The sequence below is a fragment of the Lacticaseibacillus rhamnosus genome, assembly GCF_900636965.1.
In the GTDB taxonomy this organism is placed as follows: domain Bacteria; phylum Bacillota; class Bacilli; order Lactobacillales; family Lactobacillaceae; genus Lacticaseibacillus; species Lacticaseibacillus rhamnosus.
Genome location: NZ_LR134331.1, coordinates 1,005,523 through 1,022,098, shown reverse-complemented (window position 1 = coordinate 1,022,098; position 16,576 = coordinate 1,005,523). Strand labels below are relative to the sequence as shown.

15 protein-coding genes are annotated in these 16,576 nt (G+C 46.0%); 5 read left to right on the top strand and 10 right to left on the bottom strand.

All coding sequences use genetic code 11. The features are described from left to right. Positions 1-3: 3 nt before the first annotated feature. Positions 4-2,796: a cation-translocating P-type ATPase gene (locus EL173_RS05300; protein ID WP_005688764.1), complete on the top strand. Its 2,793-nt coding sequence runs from the start codon at positions 4-6 to the stop codon at positions 2,794-2,796. A gap of 192 nt (positions 2,797-2,988) precedes the next feature. Here EL173_RS05300 and EL173_RS05295 read toward each other — a convergent pair whose 3' ends face one another. Beyond that, a complete protein-coding gene (locus EL173_RS05295; RefSeq protein ID WP_005688762.1) occupies positions 2,989-3,180 on the bottom strand; it encodes a hypothetical protein in 192 nt (63 codons plus the stop codon). 321 nt (positions 3,181-3,501) lie between these two features. Here EL173_RS05295 and EL173_RS05290 point away from each other — a divergent pair, with 321 nt between their 5' ends. Beyond that, a complete protein-coding gene (locus EL173_RS05290) occupies positions 3,502-3,867 on the top strand; it encodes a hypothetical protein (RefSeq protein ID WP_005688760.1) in 366 nt (121 codons plus the stop codon). A 27-nt stretch (positions 3,868-3,894) separates the two neighbouring features. After that, on the top strand, positions 3,895-4,467 hold the full coding sequence (locus tag EL173_RS05285) for a DUF5067 domain-containing protein (RefSeq protein WP_005688758.1): 573 nt from the start codon (positions 3,895-3,897) through the stop codon (positions 4,465-4,467). Positions 4,468-4,676: 209 nt separating this feature from the next. Here EL173_RS05285 and EL173_RS05280 read toward each other — a convergent pair whose 3' ends face one another. The 7 genes from EL173_RS05280 to murB form a co-directional block, all read right to left on the bottom strand. Next, on the bottom strand, positions 4,677-5,750 hold the full coding sequence (locus tag EL173_RS05280; RefSeq protein ID WP_005684572.1) for an ABC transporter substrate-binding protein: 1,074 nt from the start codon (positions 5,748-5,750) through the stop codon (positions 4,677-4,679). Continuing rightward, the gene (locus EL173_RS05275) at positions 5,734-6,567 is read right to left on the bottom strand and encodes an ABC transporter permease (RefSeq protein WP_005684571.1); all 834 of its coding nucleotides are present in this window, start codon (positions 6,565-6,567) and stop codon (positions 5,734-5,736) included. Before EL173_RS05275 ends, EL173_RS05280 begins: the two co-directional genes overlap by 17 nt. Next, a complete protein-coding gene (locus tag EL173_RS05270; protein WP_005684570.1) occupies positions 6,557-7,381 on the bottom strand; it encodes an ABC transporter permease in 825 nt (274 codons plus the stop codon). The genes EL173_RS05275 and EL173_RS05270 overlap by 11 nt, the downstream gene beginning before the upstream one ends. Positions 7,382-7,474: 93 nt before the next feature. Next, the gene (locus EL173_RS05265; RefSeq protein WP_005688752.1) at positions 7,475-8,563 is read right to left on the bottom strand and encodes an ABC transporter ATP-binding protein; all 1,089 of its coding nucleotides are present in this window, start codon (positions 8,561-8,563) and stop codon (positions 7,475-7,477) included. Positions 8,564-8,576: 13 nt separating this feature from the next. Further along, the gene (locus EL173_RS05260; RefSeq protein WP_005684568.1) at positions 8,577-9,116 is read right to left on the bottom strand and encodes a helix-turn-helix domain-containing protein; all 540 of its coding nucleotides are present in this window, start codon (positions 9,114-9,116) and stop codon (positions 8,577-8,579) included. Positions 9,117-9,339: 223 nt separating this feature from the next. Next, complete coding sequence (locus EL173_RS05255; RefSeq protein WP_005688750.1) at positions 9,340-11,454, bottom strand: cation:proton antiporter; 2,115 nt, start codon at positions 11,452-11,454, stop codon at positions 9,340-9,342. A 36-nt stretch (positions 11,455-11,490) separates the two neighbouring features. After that, positions 11,491-12,390: a UDP-N-acetylmuramate dehydrogenase gene (gene murB / locus EL173_RS05250; RefSeq protein WP_015764387.1), complete on the bottom strand. Its 900-nt coding sequence runs from the start codon at positions 12,388-12,390 to the stop codon at positions 11,491-11,493. Positions 12,391-12,879: 489 nt separating this feature from the next. On the opposite strand from murB, the gene EL173_RS05245 reads away from it, so the two are divergent. Both EL173_RS05245 and EL173_RS05240 read left to right on the top strand, forming a co-directional pair. Next, positions 12,880-13,638, top strand: a complete 759-nt coding sequence (locus EL173_RS05245; protein WP_014571235.1) for an exodeoxyribonuclease III — start codon at positions 12,880-12,882, stop codon at positions 13,636-13,638. An 11-nt stretch (positions 13,639-13,649) separates the two neighbouring features. Continuing rightward, positions 13,650-14,192, top strand: coding sequence for a 3'-5' exonuclease (locus EL173_RS05240; protein ID WP_005688746.1), 543 nt, complete (start codon positions 13,650-13,652; stop codon positions 14,190-14,192). A gap of 187 nt (positions 14,193-14,379) precedes the next feature. Here the strand turns inward: EL173_RS05240 and EL173_RS05235 are convergent, their stop codons facing one another. Both EL173_RS05235 and EL173_RS05230 read right to left on the bottom strand, forming a co-directional pair. Continuing rightward, on the bottom strand, positions 14,380-15,639 hold the full coding sequence (locus EL173_RS05235) for an ABC transporter permease (protein WP_014571234.1): 1,260 nt from the start codon (positions 15,637-15,639) through the stop codon (positions 14,380-14,382). Continuing rightward, entirely contained in the window at positions 15,632-16,528 is an 897-nt protein-coding gene (locus EL173_RS05230; protein WP_005688742.1) for an ABC transporter ATP-binding protein, read from the bottom strand. Before EL173_RS05230 ends, EL173_RS05235 begins: the two co-directional genes overlap by 8 nt. Positions 16,529-16,576: the final 48 nt, after the last annotated feature.

The following is a 16,576-nucleotide window of genomic DNA, read 5'->3' as shown; positions in this document are numbered from 1 at the left end:
GTCATGAAGAATGAAAAGGAGACGCGGCGTAAGTTTGCCACTGAATCAATTGCAGATTTAATGACTGATTTACACACAACTTCAACCGGATTGAGTCAACAGGAAGCTTCAACCCGGCTAGCAAAATACGGTGAAAATACGATCACCCGCGAAAAGCAGGCATCGCAGCTGTTGATCTTTCTCAAGAACTTTACCAGCGTGATGGCGATCTTACTTTGGGTCAGCGGATTTGTTGCCATTTTGTCCGGCACATTGGAGCTAGGCATCGCAATTTGGTTAGTCAATATTATTAATGGTGTTTTCAGCTACTGGCAAGAACATGAAGCTCAAAAAGCGACGAATTCACTTATGAAAATGCTGCCGACCTATACGCAGGTCTATCGTGATGGCAAGTTGCAGCAAGTTAATGCGACCCAAATTGTCCCTGGCGATGTGTTTAATCTGCAAGCCGGTAATGCGGTCCCTGTTGACGCCCGGTTAATCAAAGCTACCTCCGTTCAGGTTGATCAAAGTGCCTTAACCGGTGAATCCGTACCCGAATCCAAAAAAGTTGCTTTTGATGCCGGACAAGGCGAGTTTGCCGAGTCCAACCTTGTTTATGCCGGTACCACTGTTGGCGCCGGTACTGCAACGGCGGTGGCGTTTGCAACAGGAATGCATACGGAATTCGGCCGGATTGCCGCGTTAACCCAGCAACAAAAGCGCAGTCTAAGCCCATTGCAACTGGAACTCAATCGCTTAACCAAACAGATTTCGTTGATTGCGATCAGTTTAGGGGTACTTTTCTTCGTTGCTGCTATTTTCTTTGTCCATTATCCGGTCGCGCAAAGCTTTATTTTTGCGCTAGGCATGATCGTTGCGTTTATTCCGGAAGGGCTTTTACCGACTGTCACGTTGTCGCTGGCACAAGGCGTTCAGCGGATGGCGAGAAAACACGCCTTACTCAAAGATCTAAACAGTGTCGAAACGCTTGGTGAAACCACCGTTATCTGCTCGGATAAAACCGGCACCCTAACGCAGAATCAGATGACAGTTGATCACGTCTGGACGCCGGCGCACACTTATACCGTCACTGGCCAAGGCTATGTCAACAACGGCGAGATCCAGCTAAACGGTCAACCGATTCACTATGGTAGCGATCCGGACCTGGATTTACTCATCCGACTGGTCGCGTTTAATAATGATACTGAAGTCGAACCGGCAAAAGGCGAAGCACGACCGAAAATTCTCGGCACTCCAACCGAAGCCTCGCTGGTCATTTTGGCGCAAAAATCAGGCATCGATACGAACGCCTACACCCAGAAGTTCCCGCGACTCAAAGAATTGCCGTTCGACTCGGATCGAAAGCGCATGACCACCATCCACCAACACGATCCCCAGACGCTCTCCATCTGTACCAAAGGCTCATTAAGCGATTTATTACCACATTGCGATACCATTCAAGAAAATGGTAAAGTCCGACCGCTAAAGCAAGCTGACAAAGATGCCATTGATGCGGCCAACCGTAAATATGCAGCTTTAGGTTTGCGGTCAATTGCCACGGCATATCGCGAAATCCCACAAGCAGCTGACAAAGAAAAACAGCTCGATGGTCTGACGATTGAAACGGCTGAAACCAAGCTCACATTCGTTGGCTTAGCAATTATGTCCGATCCGCCACGACCAGAGATTTACGCGGCCATCAAAAAATGTCATAACGCCAGTATCAAGATTATTATGGTCACCGGCGATTCGTCGTTGACTGCTAAATCTATCGCGGTCAAAATCGGCTTAACCTCTGATAAAGCCCGCGTCGTCACCGGCACCGAACTGGATGCTATGAGTAAAGCCGACCTCAAACAAGCGCTTGCTGGCGAAATCATTTTTGCGCGGGTAGCACCGGAACAAAAATATAAAATTGTCTCAACCCTTCAAGAAATGGGTGAAATTGTTGCTTCCACCGGTGATGGCGTCAATGATGCACCCGCCTTGAAAAAAGCCGATATTGGCGTGGCAATGGGCGTGACGGGAACAGACGTCGCCAAAGATGCAGCCGATATGATTCTCACGGACGACAATTTTGCTTCTATCGTTGCGGCGATTGAAGAAGGTCGAACTGTTTACAGCAACATTCAAAAGTTCCTGATTTATATTTTGAACTCTAACCTGCCTGAAGCTGTGCCATCTGCGCTTTTCCTCTTCTCACGTGGCGCTATTCCCCTACCGTTAACCGTGATGCAAATCTTAACCGTTGACCTCGGAACCGACATGATGCCTGCTTTGGGACTGGGATCTGAAAAAGCCGAGCCCGGGATTATGGACAAACCACCGCGCGCACGTAATGCTCACCTGATGAGCCGAACCGTCTTGTGGAAAGCCTTCGCGTGGTACGGACTGATTGCTTCAATCATCTCTAGCGGCGCCTACTTCTTCGTCAATCATCTGGACGGCTGGCCGACACATGGTTTAGCCACAAGCGGTTCAACTTATGTCATGGCAACTACCATGACCCTAGCTGCGATTATCTTCTGTCAAATTGCCGCAGCCATGAATTGCCGCACGGAAAATGCCTCAGTCTTCAAAGTCGGTTTGTTTGCCAATCGACTTGTCTGGTTCGGCATTATCTTTGAAATTTTCCTGCTGGCCCTACTCAGTTACACCCCGTTCTTACAGGAACTCTTCCACACGGGCCCACTAGCCCTCACCGATTGGATCTTCCTAGCCATCATCCCGATTCCACTCTTCTTAATCGAAGAAGGACGGAAATGGCTCAATCGTCGGCGCTTAGCCCATGCGAAGGTAAAGCGTGTCGAATAAGCAACACTAAGAAAATGGCCTTGGAATTTGAACTTTCCGAGGCCATTTTTTAGTGTCACTTTTAATTTTTAAATCAAAATTACCATGCATATCTTTTGATAAGCAAGATAAACTTATGCTACACTCGTCGCGAAAAATGAGAGCGGATTCACACCCAGGATTTACCTGACTGATGCAGATCATTCTGGCCAATCACCAATTTTTAAAAACCGCCACTGTTTCGCCAATCGCACAAAAAGCTAATGCCAACATAATAATGATATATGGCCGATTAATATGAATCACCGTTGCCGCGGCCACCAAACTTCCAACCGCCAGCCATAGACTGATACAACAAACGATATCCAGCCACACACCTTCACTATGCCGACTATGCTTCTTCATCGCGATCACCTCATTCCTATGGTACCCGATTGCAGCTGCTTGTACTACTCATTTAAAAAAACCGAATAAGCACGCCCAAGCGTAAAGTTTGCATTAATCTATCTCACTGCCTTAAATTTAAAACGGTATTGGGAAATTACGAACTAATAAAAATCCCATTGCACTATTTACATGAAACGTTGGCATTTATGAAAGAAGTGATATCCCAAATCAAAATAAACCTAATTGTTGTATCTAAGTATTATCACACAAGGCTTTGGTGTTGATCCTATTTAAGTGTCGTTATGATACAAAAGCTTTTTGTAAAGGGGTTGGATTTTTATGGGCAAGATAAAGATTAATATTTGGACTGCCATTTACGACATTGTTGCCTGCTTTATCTTCGCATCATCTTGGTTTGTTATCTTTGCAACTGCCGTTAATGACGCGGCCAATAAAACCAATGTCACATCTGGCGCAGGCATTTTCTTTTACACCGTTGCGTGGATTGGCGTAGTTCTAAACGCTGTTGCACTATGGCAGAGCTACAAACACCATATTTCACTTGTCGGCGGAATCCTGGGAGTCATTGGATCACTCTGCTTTGGCATTTCTGCTGTATTTGCGTTTCCTGCTATTGTTCTATTAATTATTGCTATTGTGTTCCTGTTTTTGCAACATCCACGCAAGCAAAACAAAGTTGCTTAGTCAGCATGATAGTCCTAGGAGGAGAAAATGAAAAAACTGATTTTAGTGACAGTCGCAACCTTATCAATATTTTTTTTAGCCGGTTGCAGTAGTTCCAGTTCAGCAAGTAAGGATAACTCGTCAGCCGCCAAAACTTCCACTGCTGAAAAAGCAGAAAAGGCAGAAAACAAAACCTCTACCCCAAAAAGTGGTTGGTCCTTTAAAAATGATACTTGGGTCACAGCAAATATGACCTTCAAGTTCACTAAAGCAGAAGTCCAGGATGCCTACGAGCAAGGAAAGAAGAATCTTGTCTTATTTGTGGACGTTACAAACACTTCCAAGAAAGAACAGATGCCAATGGCTGGAATGGTATCGATGAATGTTAAACAAAAAAATGACACTTCAAATGTCGACTTAACCAGCGGAATGCCTAAAATGAATGACGATGGCTCAAATCCTTTCGAAGCGCAAGAGAACGCTATGCATAATAACTTACTACCAGGTAAAACTGTTCAAGGTGTCTTTATTTATGAACTAAAAAATGATAATCCAGTGACTGTTACGTTTGAAAATGCCAGTTTCCAAACTATTGGCACCAAAACCTATAACGTGAAGTAACATTTAGGCGCAATAATCGGCCCTCGGAAAATCTTCCTGTCAACGCTTATTCTCCACCATAAGCGGTAAGATTTTGAGGGCTATTTTTGTTGTCCAAAAATATAAAGCATCGTTTCGAAGGTATTTAAAGCAGCCAAAAGTCCAAACAAAAAAGCCCGCCAAGTCAGCTTTTTCAGCTAACCGTAGCGGACTGAATGGTACCAAAACCCTCAGCGGCGGTACATCTTAAATTCTAAGAATAAATCATTGTATAGACCAACTTTAGCCGGTGGCAGATCGGAATAGATCTCAAGATGTTTCATGGTTTCGTCATCAGGGTAGAATTGGCGATCGTTTTGAACACTTTTAGGCAATAGCTTTTTAGCCGTTGCATTTGGTGTGGCGTAACCCACGTATTCTGCATTTTGCGCGGCGTTCTTTGGCTCCATCATGAAGTTGAGAAAGGCATAGATCGCTTTGAAATGCTTGGCCGTCTTAGGAATGACAAGGTTATCAAACCAGAGATTGCTGCCTTCTTGAGGAACGACATAGTGCAGGTGTTTGTTGTTAGCTAACATTTCGCTGGCTTCACCTGACCAGTCGACGGCAATTTTAGCTTCATTTTCTGCCATGTACATCTTGATTTCATCCGCAACGACAGCTTTGACGTTGGGCGAGAGCTGATCGAGTTTGGCTTTGGCAACAGCAAGCGTTTGCGGATTGGTCTCGTTGACCGATTTGCCTAGCGAGATTAAGGCTGGCGCAAACACATCACGAGCTGAGTCGATCAACATAATCGAGTCTTTAAACTTCGGATTCCACAATTGGTTCCAGTGTTGAACCTCACTGGCATTGACAAACTTGTCATTATAAATAATGCCCAGCGTGCCCCAGAAATACGGAATGCTGTACTTGTTGTTTGGATCGAATTCTTTATTAATTAAACGCGGGTCCATATGCTGCATGCCGCGTAATTTACTTTTATCCAGCGGTAATAGCAAATTGGCCTTCTTCATTTTCTCGATCATATAATCTGAAGGAACGGTCAGGTCATAACTGGTGCCCCCCTGTTGAATCTTGGTAAACATCGCTTCGTTGGAATCAAAGGTCTCTTGATTGACATGATAGCCAGTTTGCTTTTCAAATTTACTGATCAAGGCCGGATCAATATAATCGCCCCAATTAAAAAGATTCAGTGTATTGTCACCGGTATCTCCTTGCGATTTTTGTAAGTTCTCGCTCCAAACAGCTAATCCGAGACAGACTGCCAGGATCGCAACTGCAATACTAATGAGTCGTTTCATTGAGTAACGCCTCGCTTTCTCGCTTGTGTTTTGCCCGCCTGCTCTGTCCCGCTTGTTGGATAAAGTAGTACCCCACCACCAGCAGCAAAGCAAAGACGAACATCACGCCAGATAATGCGTTGATTTCCAAGCTGATTCCCTGACGTGCACGGGCATAGATTTCCACCGCCAGCGTTTCAAAGCCGTTACCGGTCACAAAGAAGGTTACGGCAAAATCATCCAGCGAATAGGTGAAGGCCATGAAGAAACCCGAGAAAATTCCCGGTGTGATATATGGCACAATGACCCGCGTCAGCACCTGATAGTTTGAAGCACCCAAATCACGCGCAGCATCAAGCATGGAATGGCTCATTTCCTGTAGCCGCGGTAAAATCATCAACACCACAATCGGAATGGAAAAGGCAATATGGCTCATCAGTACCGACCAGAAACCCAGCGGTACTTTTAACGCGGTATAAAAGATTAAGAAACTGGCCCCAATGATGACATCCGGACTGACCATTAAAATGTTGTTCAATGACAGCACCGTATTTTTAACCACCGGCCGACTGGTACGATCAATCGCAAGCGCACCTAATGCCCCGATAATCGTGGCGATCAGGCTGGATAGTAACGCCACAAGCAGTGTATCCAAAACGATTTGAATCATCCGGGTATCCGCAAAAAGTTCGGCATAGTGTTTCCAGGTAAACCCGGAATAGTTACTCATGCGATCGCCGGTTGAAAATGAATAAATGACCAGATAAAAAATCGGAACATATAAACAGATGAAGACGAAAATCAGATAAAGGTTGGACCACTTAAACTTACGCTTCATGACGGCGGACCCCCTTCTTCTTTCGTTCACCGGTTAGGAACATAATCACAAACATCGCCACAATCAAGACCACGCCAATTGTGGAACCCATCCCCCAGTTCATGGTGGTGAGAAAATGCTCTTCAATCGCGGTCCCTAATGTGATCACCCGGTTCCCGCCGATCAAGCGCGTTAACATGAACAAGCTCAAGCTAGGGATGAACACTGCCTGAACGCCCGATTTAACGCCGGAAATGGTTAGTGGCCAGACAACTTTGGTAAATGTCTGCCACCCTTTGGCACCCAAATCACGTGAGGCATTGACCAAATTTTCAGGCAATTCTTCAATCGCATTGAAAATCGGTAAAATCATAAACGGAATTTCAATATAAGCGGCGACAAAGATAAAGCTGAAATCAGTAAACAAAAATTGCTGCGGGGCAATTCCGAACATGCCCAAGAAACTGTTCACGCCGCCATCCTGACTAAAGATTCCGATAAAGGCATATGCTTTAAGTAACAAATTAATCCAGGTTGGCAGAATAATCAGCAACAACCATAGCTGCTTGTGCTTGGCATAATGCAGAAAGTAAGCGGTCGGATAGCTGATTAGCAATGTTGCAAGTGTGATTAAAAAGGCATACCAGACTGAATTAATCGTCATCATAATATAAGTGCCTGATTGAAAATAAGTCTGATAATTTGCCAAGGTAAAATGGCCGCTAATATCAAAGAAACTTTGATAAACGATCAACACCATTGGCGCGATCACAAACAACGCGAGCCACATCACGTAAGGCGTGTAAAATGCTACATTCGTGGTGGATTTTTTCACGATGACCCTCCTCAGATTAGAAATCAAACGGTGCTTAGCCGAAACCGTGCGTTAACGGACACGGTCACAGTAAAGTCGCTGTCAATACTGTGCTTAATCGCCTTCATAAGTTTCCAGCCGCGCATCGAATTCTTCTTCGGATTCGTTTAGCCGCATAACGTGAATGTCTTCAGGATCAAACGTCAACCCCACCGTCTCGCCGTCTTTTGCCGGATTGGTCGAGTGAATCAACCACTCATTCTTAAGCTGATCGTAAGCAACGATTTCATAATAATCGCCGCGGAATAATTGGGTATCGACTTCAACGTTCACTTTGCCGGCATCGGCTGCGGTGATATCAAGATCTTCTGGCCGTAAAACCACTTCGACCGGTTCATTCGGCCGCATCCCTGCATCGGCACATTCAAATTGCTTACCGTTAAATTCGACCAGGAAATCTTTAATCATATGCCCCTGAATGATATTACTTTCACCAATGAAATCCGCAACAAAGTGATTCACCGGTTCATCGTAAATATCAACCGGGGTACCACTTTGCTGAACCTGACCATCATTCATGACAAAAATTTCATCCGACAGTGCCAGTGCTTCTTCTTGATCATGGGTCACAAACAAAAAGGTAATCCCGAGCCGTTCTTGTAACTCGCGCAACTCATACTGCATATCTTTACGTAACTTTGCGTCCAGTGCCGATAACGGCTCATCCAATAACAAGACTTGCGGCTCCAGCACAATGGCGCGGGCGATGGCTACCCGCTGCTGCTGGCCGCCAGACAATTCAGAGATTTCCCGGTCAGCATAGCCTTGTAACCGAACCATTTTAAGCGCGTCTGTCACTTTGGTCTTAATCGTTTCCTTGCTCATCCGATGCAGACGTAATCCAAACGCAACGTTGTCAAAAACATTAAGATGCGGGAATAACGCATAATCTTGGAATACCGTATTAACCTTGCGCTGATTTGCCGGTACATCATTAATCCGTTTGCCATCAAAAAGCACTTCGCCTTCCGAAACATCCAGAAACCCGGCAATGGCGCGCAGAATCGTCGTTTTACCAGACCCGGACGGACCAAGTAATGTGTAGAACTTGCCTTGTTCAATTTCGATATTGACATCTTTTAATACCTGCGTGTCGCCATAACGTTTGCCGACATGCTTCAGTTCAACAATGATATTGCTCAATGACCCCAACTCCTTATAGATAAGATGCCGTCGCAACCAGCAGGCATTTGCTGCGACCCGTTGCGGCGTTCACCAGTTGATGTTGTTTCGTTGCGTGGAAATAAATAGTTTCCCCTTTTTTAGCGACATAAGTCTGTTCACCCAGCAACAACTTCACTTTGCCGCTAACCACATACACAAACGTTTCCGCCGGTGATGGTTCGAAAGTTTTAAAAATCCCATCCGGTGCAAAATCAATCATCACCGGCTCCATCTCGTTTTCATTGCTTTCGGGAACTAACCACTTCAATTGATAACCTTTGTCCTCATCAAGATAAGTCACCTGATCCGAAGCATGATAGACCAGTGAATCAACTGGTTCTTCACGGAAAAAATCGGCTGGCGACTCACCTAAAACGCTTAAAATATCAAAAAAGGTTTCCAGTGACGGCGAACTTTGATCATGTTCAACTTGCGAAATATACCCCTTTGATAAATCAGTTCGTTCCCCTAACTCTTCTTGGGTCAGGTTTTTGCGAATGCGCAAATCACGAATTTTGCTGCCAATGTCCATGGCACACCGCCTTTATAAGTTTCGTTAAACTAAACTTTAAGTTTACTAACTCTGCCTATTATACGAACGTCACGCACCAACGCAAGCTTTTATAGCTGATTTTCAAAAAAAAATTTCACGGCAGCTTAAATGCCCTTTGATACAACAAAACGGCGCCCGCACATGCTCATTTGAGAACATCTGGTCGCCGTTTGTTTGTCGAGATATTTTTTAATCCCAGTTCCTAAACTTCTTCCATCGAAGTTAAAGTTGCAGCATTTTCCGTGAAGTTAACATTTTGATTTAAGCGCTGGGCCATGGCCATGGTGATATACCCTTTTTCAAGTAGATCATGAATGGCCGTTCGCTCGGCTGCAAACGCAATCGCGCGTAATCGGCCGAGTTCATGTTCATATTGCGTTGATTTGTGGGTGTTTAACGCTTTAACCGATGCAATTCGATTGCGGTACTGAACAATCAACGAATAAATCACTTGGCGGTTGTAATGATGGGCCTTGTTTTCTTTTTGACGAAGAAATTGCGACAAATACTTCAAGCCGCCTTTTGCTGTTTCCTTTTCAATAAACAGTTTCTCATTGAAAAAGCGATGCGAGCGATTCTGTTCACTCGCGACCGTGTACCAAAAGTGGGATAGCTTCAACGCGGACCGGTCAAGAAGCATGCGCAATGTTGGTCGGCCGGAGCGTTTCGCCATTGAATTCAAATCATCCAGGCGATGCTGCAGTTGTTTGTGAGCTTTGGCATAACTTTTGGACATGATTTTGTTCTCGCGCCATAAGTCATCTAACGCGTATAATTCGCCTTGAACCCCCACCTTACGTAAATCAAGTTCATCTTGAACCAATGGCGGAATGGCGGCGCCGGTATCCTCGGCTAGCTCCAGGCGCCGAATCAGATTTTGATATTCGGCGATCAGATCAAGTGCCGCTTTTTGATTTGACTCCCGCCGCTCGGATTCAACGCGACGAACTGCCATTTGATAGACAAACAGCTGGGCTTGACGCTGAGAGATAATGCGAACATCGTGACTATTTTCATCATCCTCGGCGACATCGCTGCTACCATCTGCGGCAATCGTGGAGCCACGGGTTTGCAGCGGTGCGACTGAGCGCGTCACCAGCGGCAAGGCCACAATCGCCACGATTAAGCTCAAGACGACAACGCCGGCAGCAATAAACAGCATCAGGCTGCGCTCGGGGAACGGCTGGCCATTTGCCAATGCTGCGGGAACAGCAAACACACCGACTAGCGTAATGGCACCGCGGACACCCGAAATACCGCTTAACAACGCCGCCCGCCAAGAAGGAGGATTGCCTTTTGAACGAACCGTAAGCCACATGTAGCCATAAATCCATAACGTCCGCAAAACCAAAATGCCGAGATAAACAATCACAACAAATTCAAGAGCTTGCCATGTGTTGACTTCATGATCGGCTATCGTGTCCCGCATGGCAACAGGAAGCTCAATCCCTAAGATAAGAAAAATAATCCCATTCAGGGTATAAACAATTAAATCCCACGTCCGTTCAGAAACAATCCGCAACTCCGGCAACGCGGCAACATACCGATTATGCTGCGTATTGCTCAGTAAACCGGCTACTACGACAGCAATGACGCCAGAAGCATGCATAAATTCATCCACAATCAAATAAATGAAAAACGGTGTCAACACCTGCAAAATCGTATGCAAAATGACATCATTGAGCCCTTGTTGCAAAAGCCAGTTGCGACTCAAATTAATCAAGCCGATTAGCACCAAGCCAGCTAACGCCCCTACTAACGCCACGTAGAAAAAGTCCCGAACAGCATGGCCTAGTGCAAATGCTCCGGTCATGGTGGCCGCGATGCCATACTTAAACCCAATCAAGCCACTGGCATCGTTGATCAAACTTTCGCCACTCACCAAGTGCAAAACCCCGCTTGGCAAATGCACACGCTTAGCCAAACTCTGAACCGCAATCGGATCGGTGGGGCTAAGGATGGCTGCCAACGCAAAACTCGCTGGTAGTGGTAATGGCGGAATCAGGAAATGAATTAAGTAACCTCCGACCAGCATCGTTGCAAACACCAGAAAAATGGCGTTCCCCATAATCGGACCACGCAACTCCCATAGTTCTCGCCGCGGAAAATGCCGACCATCGTAAAACAGCAGCGGGGCAATGAAAAGCAACATAAACCAATCAGTCGCTAAATTGATCGTTAAATGAAAAAATAAAGCCGCGCCTAGTCCCAGCGCGACTTGAATCAAAGAAACCGGGACAGCCACAATGTAATGACTGAGCACGTTTGAGATGATGACCAATGCCATCAAGAATAAGACGGCTTCGACTAAATGCATTGTGTAGCCCCTTTCAAATAGATTTTAAGATATTGCTTAGTGTAACGGTTCGCCAATGATCCGAACTTCAGGCTCTAGGTCAACGTCAAACTTGGCTTTAACCGTTTTTTGAATAAGGTGGATCATATCAAGATAATCGGTTGCCGTTGCATTGCCTAAATTAATGATAAACCCGGCATGTTTTTTCGATACCTGCGCACCGCCAATGATATGCCCTTGCAAACCGGCTTTTTGAATCATCGGACCAACAAAATGATCCGGGGGACGTTTAAACACCGAGCCACATGATGGATACTCCAGTGGCTGTTTAGCTGCCCGTCTTGCATTGAGTTCATCCATCTTGGCCCGAATAGTAGGCTTATCGCCAAACTTCATGGAAAAGGTGACACTCAAGACAATGTCACCGGTATCTTGAACCACACTATGCCGATAGCGAAAGTTTAATTCACGATGATTGTAAGTTTTGAGTTCCCCTGCGCGCGTCAAAACGTGAGCCTGACTGATCACACTGCAGACTTCACCGTTATAAGCGCCCGCGTTCATGAATAACGCGCCACCGACACTGCCGGGAATCCCGGCCGCAAACTCAAGTCCGGTTAATCCGGCCCGGTAAGCGGCTTCGGTTGTGTCAATCAGCCGGGCCCCCGCCTGAGCCGTTACATCGTTACCATTCACGGTGATTTTTTTCATCGCCGTTAAAATCAAGACTAACCCCCGAATGCCGCCATCACGCACAATTAAATTGCTGGCGTTGCCGATGACCGTTAACGGCATATCCCGCTCCCGAGCCATTTCAACCAAAGCCTGAACTTCAGCCACGTCTTTAGGAAACGCAAGCAAATCAGCCGGCCCACCGGTTTTTGTAAAGGTATAATGACTCAACGGCTCATCATGCAACATGGTGATACCTTCAAGTATCCGTGGTGCGTCTACCACAACATCAGGTCCTTTCAAAAAGACTACTTACTATTTTAGCAGAAATTCGGGCGCATGAACACAGAGCGCAAAAAGCAGTAAGTGTCAACTTTTTCTCGGTTCTACTCTAATTAAGTGATTTCCGTTACTCCGAGCTGGCTCCGCGGTGGTGGAGGCTGGCGACCGCGCAGCTAGAGTGGTGGGCACGACTTCGAACCCGCAAAAACCGCGGTTTCAAAGCTCGGCCTTGGTCTAAAGCGGAGAAGCCCACTCCGCTTTAGACCAATTTCATCACTGAGCCCGCCACCGCTCCGCCAGCTCTTGCTTTCTATCCTGATATTCGAACAAGGTGCCCCTTCGCACTGCTACGAGAATCTTCTAAACTGATGTGCTCGTGTTTGCCCCTCCACATGCACTGAGAGAAGTTTTACACTAACAAGAACGCCAGTCGCATTCACCCGTAAAGTCTAGTAAAATGAAGGCGCATAGCAGCGATAGGAGTGAAGCATGTTGAAAATGATTTCATGGAATGTAAACGGCTTACGAGCGGTTTTAAAAAAAGACTTTATGACGATTTTTAACGAATTGGATGCAGATTGGTTTTGTCTTCAGGAAACGAAGATGCAGGCTGGTCAGGTAGAACTCGATTTGCCCGGCTACTATCAATATTTTAATTATGCCGAACGTAAAGGTTATTCGGGAACCGCCATTTTTACTAAGCACAAGCCGCTGAATGTCACGTATGGCATGGGCATCCCTGAACATGATACCGAAGGGCGGATCATTACGCTTGAATATCCCAAGTTTTATTTAATGACGGTCTATACGCCTAATTCCGGTGGCGAGCTCAAACGACTCGACTATCGCCAACAGTGGGATCGGGATTTTCTCGCGTACACGAATGAACTGGCAGCAAAGAAACCACTCGTTTACTGTGGTGATTTAAACGTTGCCCATGAACCCATCGACCTGAAAAATGACAAAACCAATCACCACAACGCCGGCTTTACCGATGAAGAGCGGGCTGATTTTACCAAACAGCTCAATAGTGGCTTCATTGATACGTTCCGCCATTTTTACCCGGATACGGTCACATATTCCTGGTGGAGTTATCGCTTCCACGCGCGAGCTAACAATGCCGGCTGGCGGATTGATTATTTTGTCGCCAGCTCAGCCTTTCAACCTTACATTCAGGATGCTAAGATTTTAACGCAAATTATGGGCAGCGATCACTGTCCTGTCGAATTGGTGACTCAGGATTTAGTTTAGGAGAAGATGACATGGATTTTATTGCGATGGATTTTGAAACGGCAAATCGCAAACGGGCTTCGGCTTGCTCGCTTGCCTTAGTCGTCGTGCAACAAAATCGAGTTGTTGACAGTTTTTACACACTGATCAACCCGCAGATGCAATTTGACCCGCAAAACATTCGGATTCACGGGATTACACCTGATATGGTTCAAGACCAGCCGACTTTTGATCGGGTTTGGCCGCATATTCAAATGTTTTATACGCCTGGTCGGATTGTCACCGCCCACAACGCACCGTTTGACGTTTCCGTATTGCGCTTGACACTTGATCGCTATGGCATTGCCGCGCCACGCTATCAGGTCATTGATACGGTTAAAACATCACGGCAGTTTTTACCAAAGTTACCGAATCATCGTTTGGATACAGTCAGTGCTGCACTCAAGATTCCGCTTGAGCACCATCACAACGCCTTAGCGGACAGTTATGCGTGTGCAAGAATCCTCATTGCCGAAAATGAACATTTTGGCGAAGCGCAGACTAAAGCCATGATGAAGTTAGCTAAAGCAGGCTGAAGCTTAACAAATTAGCGTATAAAACTAAAAAACGAGTGCAATTTTCGCTGCAGCTTAACACGAAAAATTGCACTCGTTTTTATTTTCAAATTGTAAACAGCACGCTGATCGTCAAATGTTAAAATGCATCTTTGCCAGCCATTTTTATTTACCCGTTCAGTCAGGCGTTCACAATTTCTTTTTCAGCTTATTTTTTCACGACATGCCGCTCTGACTTCCAGATGCTAAAGGATGTCTTCATTGACTGCCATAAGCCGGAGCCTGAGTAAACCAACACATTATTGCGATAGACTTTGACCGTGAACATTGTAAACAGGGCCAAGAAGGCGATGCTAATTGCAATACTGATCCACGCCTCGCCCATACTTGCTCGTCCCAGTGACATTTGCGTCGGCATCACGAAGACATTTAAAAACGGCACATAACTGGCTATTTGAGCAAGCATTGAATCACCTGACTGCGCGGCAATGGTAATGAAGTAGCCAACCAACCCCAACATGCTAATCGGCATAGCAGCTTGTTGCACCTGCTCCTGATTGGAAACTAGCGAACCTGTCAAAGCAGCTAACACCGAAAATGTTAGTGTTCCAATAACAAAGAAAATCGCGATCATACCGGTAGTCCCGGAAAATAGAATCGAGAAATCAAACTGTTTCAAGACCCCTGCGACCATGCTTTGGTTTTTAAGAAATTGCCAACCAATCAATCCGGCAACAAGATAAATTGCCAGCTGTGTCAATAACAAGGCGAAGATCCCGGCCAGCTTACCGAAGAACTGAGTCGTGGCACTGACGGATGATAGAAGAATCTCCATAATCCGTGAGCCTTTTTCCGTCGCGATTTCCTGCGCGAGAATTGAGCCGTAAACCATCGTCACCATCAGAATCAGCACCATGGACACGACGGCAACACCATGGTTCATGAGTTGCGTGGAGTCTGATTTGGGTACTTGCTTGCCATCTTCAATCGCGACTGTTTTTGAGGTAACCACAGGCGGCTGCGTTAAGGCGGTAACTTGGGCAGGCGTCAAGTGCATACTGGCAGCGGTACTGCTGAGCTTAAGGCCGCTCAGTGCGGTGACAAGGGTCGACGTGTCAACCGTTTGCCCGTTATCGCGCGCTACATAATGGGAACGGAAATGGTCAGCAGCCTTCACCGTTAAAACACCGTCAATCTTCTCATCATTTAAAGCAGCATTGGCTTTTTTATCTGACGAATAAACCTTAAACTTTAAGTCATCGGTACTTTGTTTGCTTAATGCCTGACCCACGGCGCTAACGTCACTGACAACGGCCACTTGGGCAGGAGCTTGTGTTTTGGCTACATAAAACGCGATGCCGACCCCAATTGCCAGAAAAAGCAATGGCGACAACACTAGGAAAATCCACGAACCACTTTTGACATTCTTTTTGTAAACCTGACTCATAACCACCCAGAACTTATGCATTCGACTCACCTACTTTCAGGCGGAAAATTTCATCAAGCGTAGGCGGTTGTTGGCGAAATTCCGGTATGTAGCCATTCGCCACAGCTTGGGTAAATATTTGTCGACCCACTGCTGGATCAGCCAGTGTTAACTCAAACTCCTGTCCGTGTCGGCGAAGATGTGTTACCCCGTCAAATGCTTGCAATTCTGCTTCCGACAAGCCAGATTCAATAAACAGTTTGGTTCGGCCAAAGCTTTCCCGAATGGCATTTACAGCACCATTTAAGACCATGCGACCTTGTTTCAACATCACCAAATGATCCGAAATAGCCTCAACATTAGCCATATCATGACTGGAATAAATAATCGCTGCGCCGTTGTCTTTAAGCATCTCGATGCCGGCCATTAACAAACTGGCATTAACCGGGTCGAGTCCGGAAAACGGTTCGTCAAGAATGACCAGCTTTGGCATATGTATCATTGTCGCGATCACTTGAACTTTTTGCTGATTGCCTTTGCTTAAATCCTTGATCTTATCCGTAGCCCTACCTTTAACCTGAAACCGTTCCAGCCATTCCGGAATCCTCGCTTTGATTTCAGCTGTTTTCATACCCCGCAACCGGGCAAAATAAACAATTTGATCCTGCACCCGCATTTTAGGATATAACCCGCGTTCTTCCGGCAAATAGCCAATGATGTCGTAATCTTTGGCCGTCAATGGTTGCCCGTTCCAGCTGATGGTACCGGCATCAGGCGTCAAGAAATTCAGAATCATTCGAAAAGTCGTGGTTTTACCCGCGCCATTTTGCCCGATTAATCCCATGATCTCACCGGGTTTTACCGTGAAGCTCACATGATCAACGGCGGTCATGGTACCGAAAGTCTTGACCAGATCCTTGACTTCTAACATTTTGCACCTACTTTCCTATTCGTTCAACAGCTCACATTGCTATTAGTT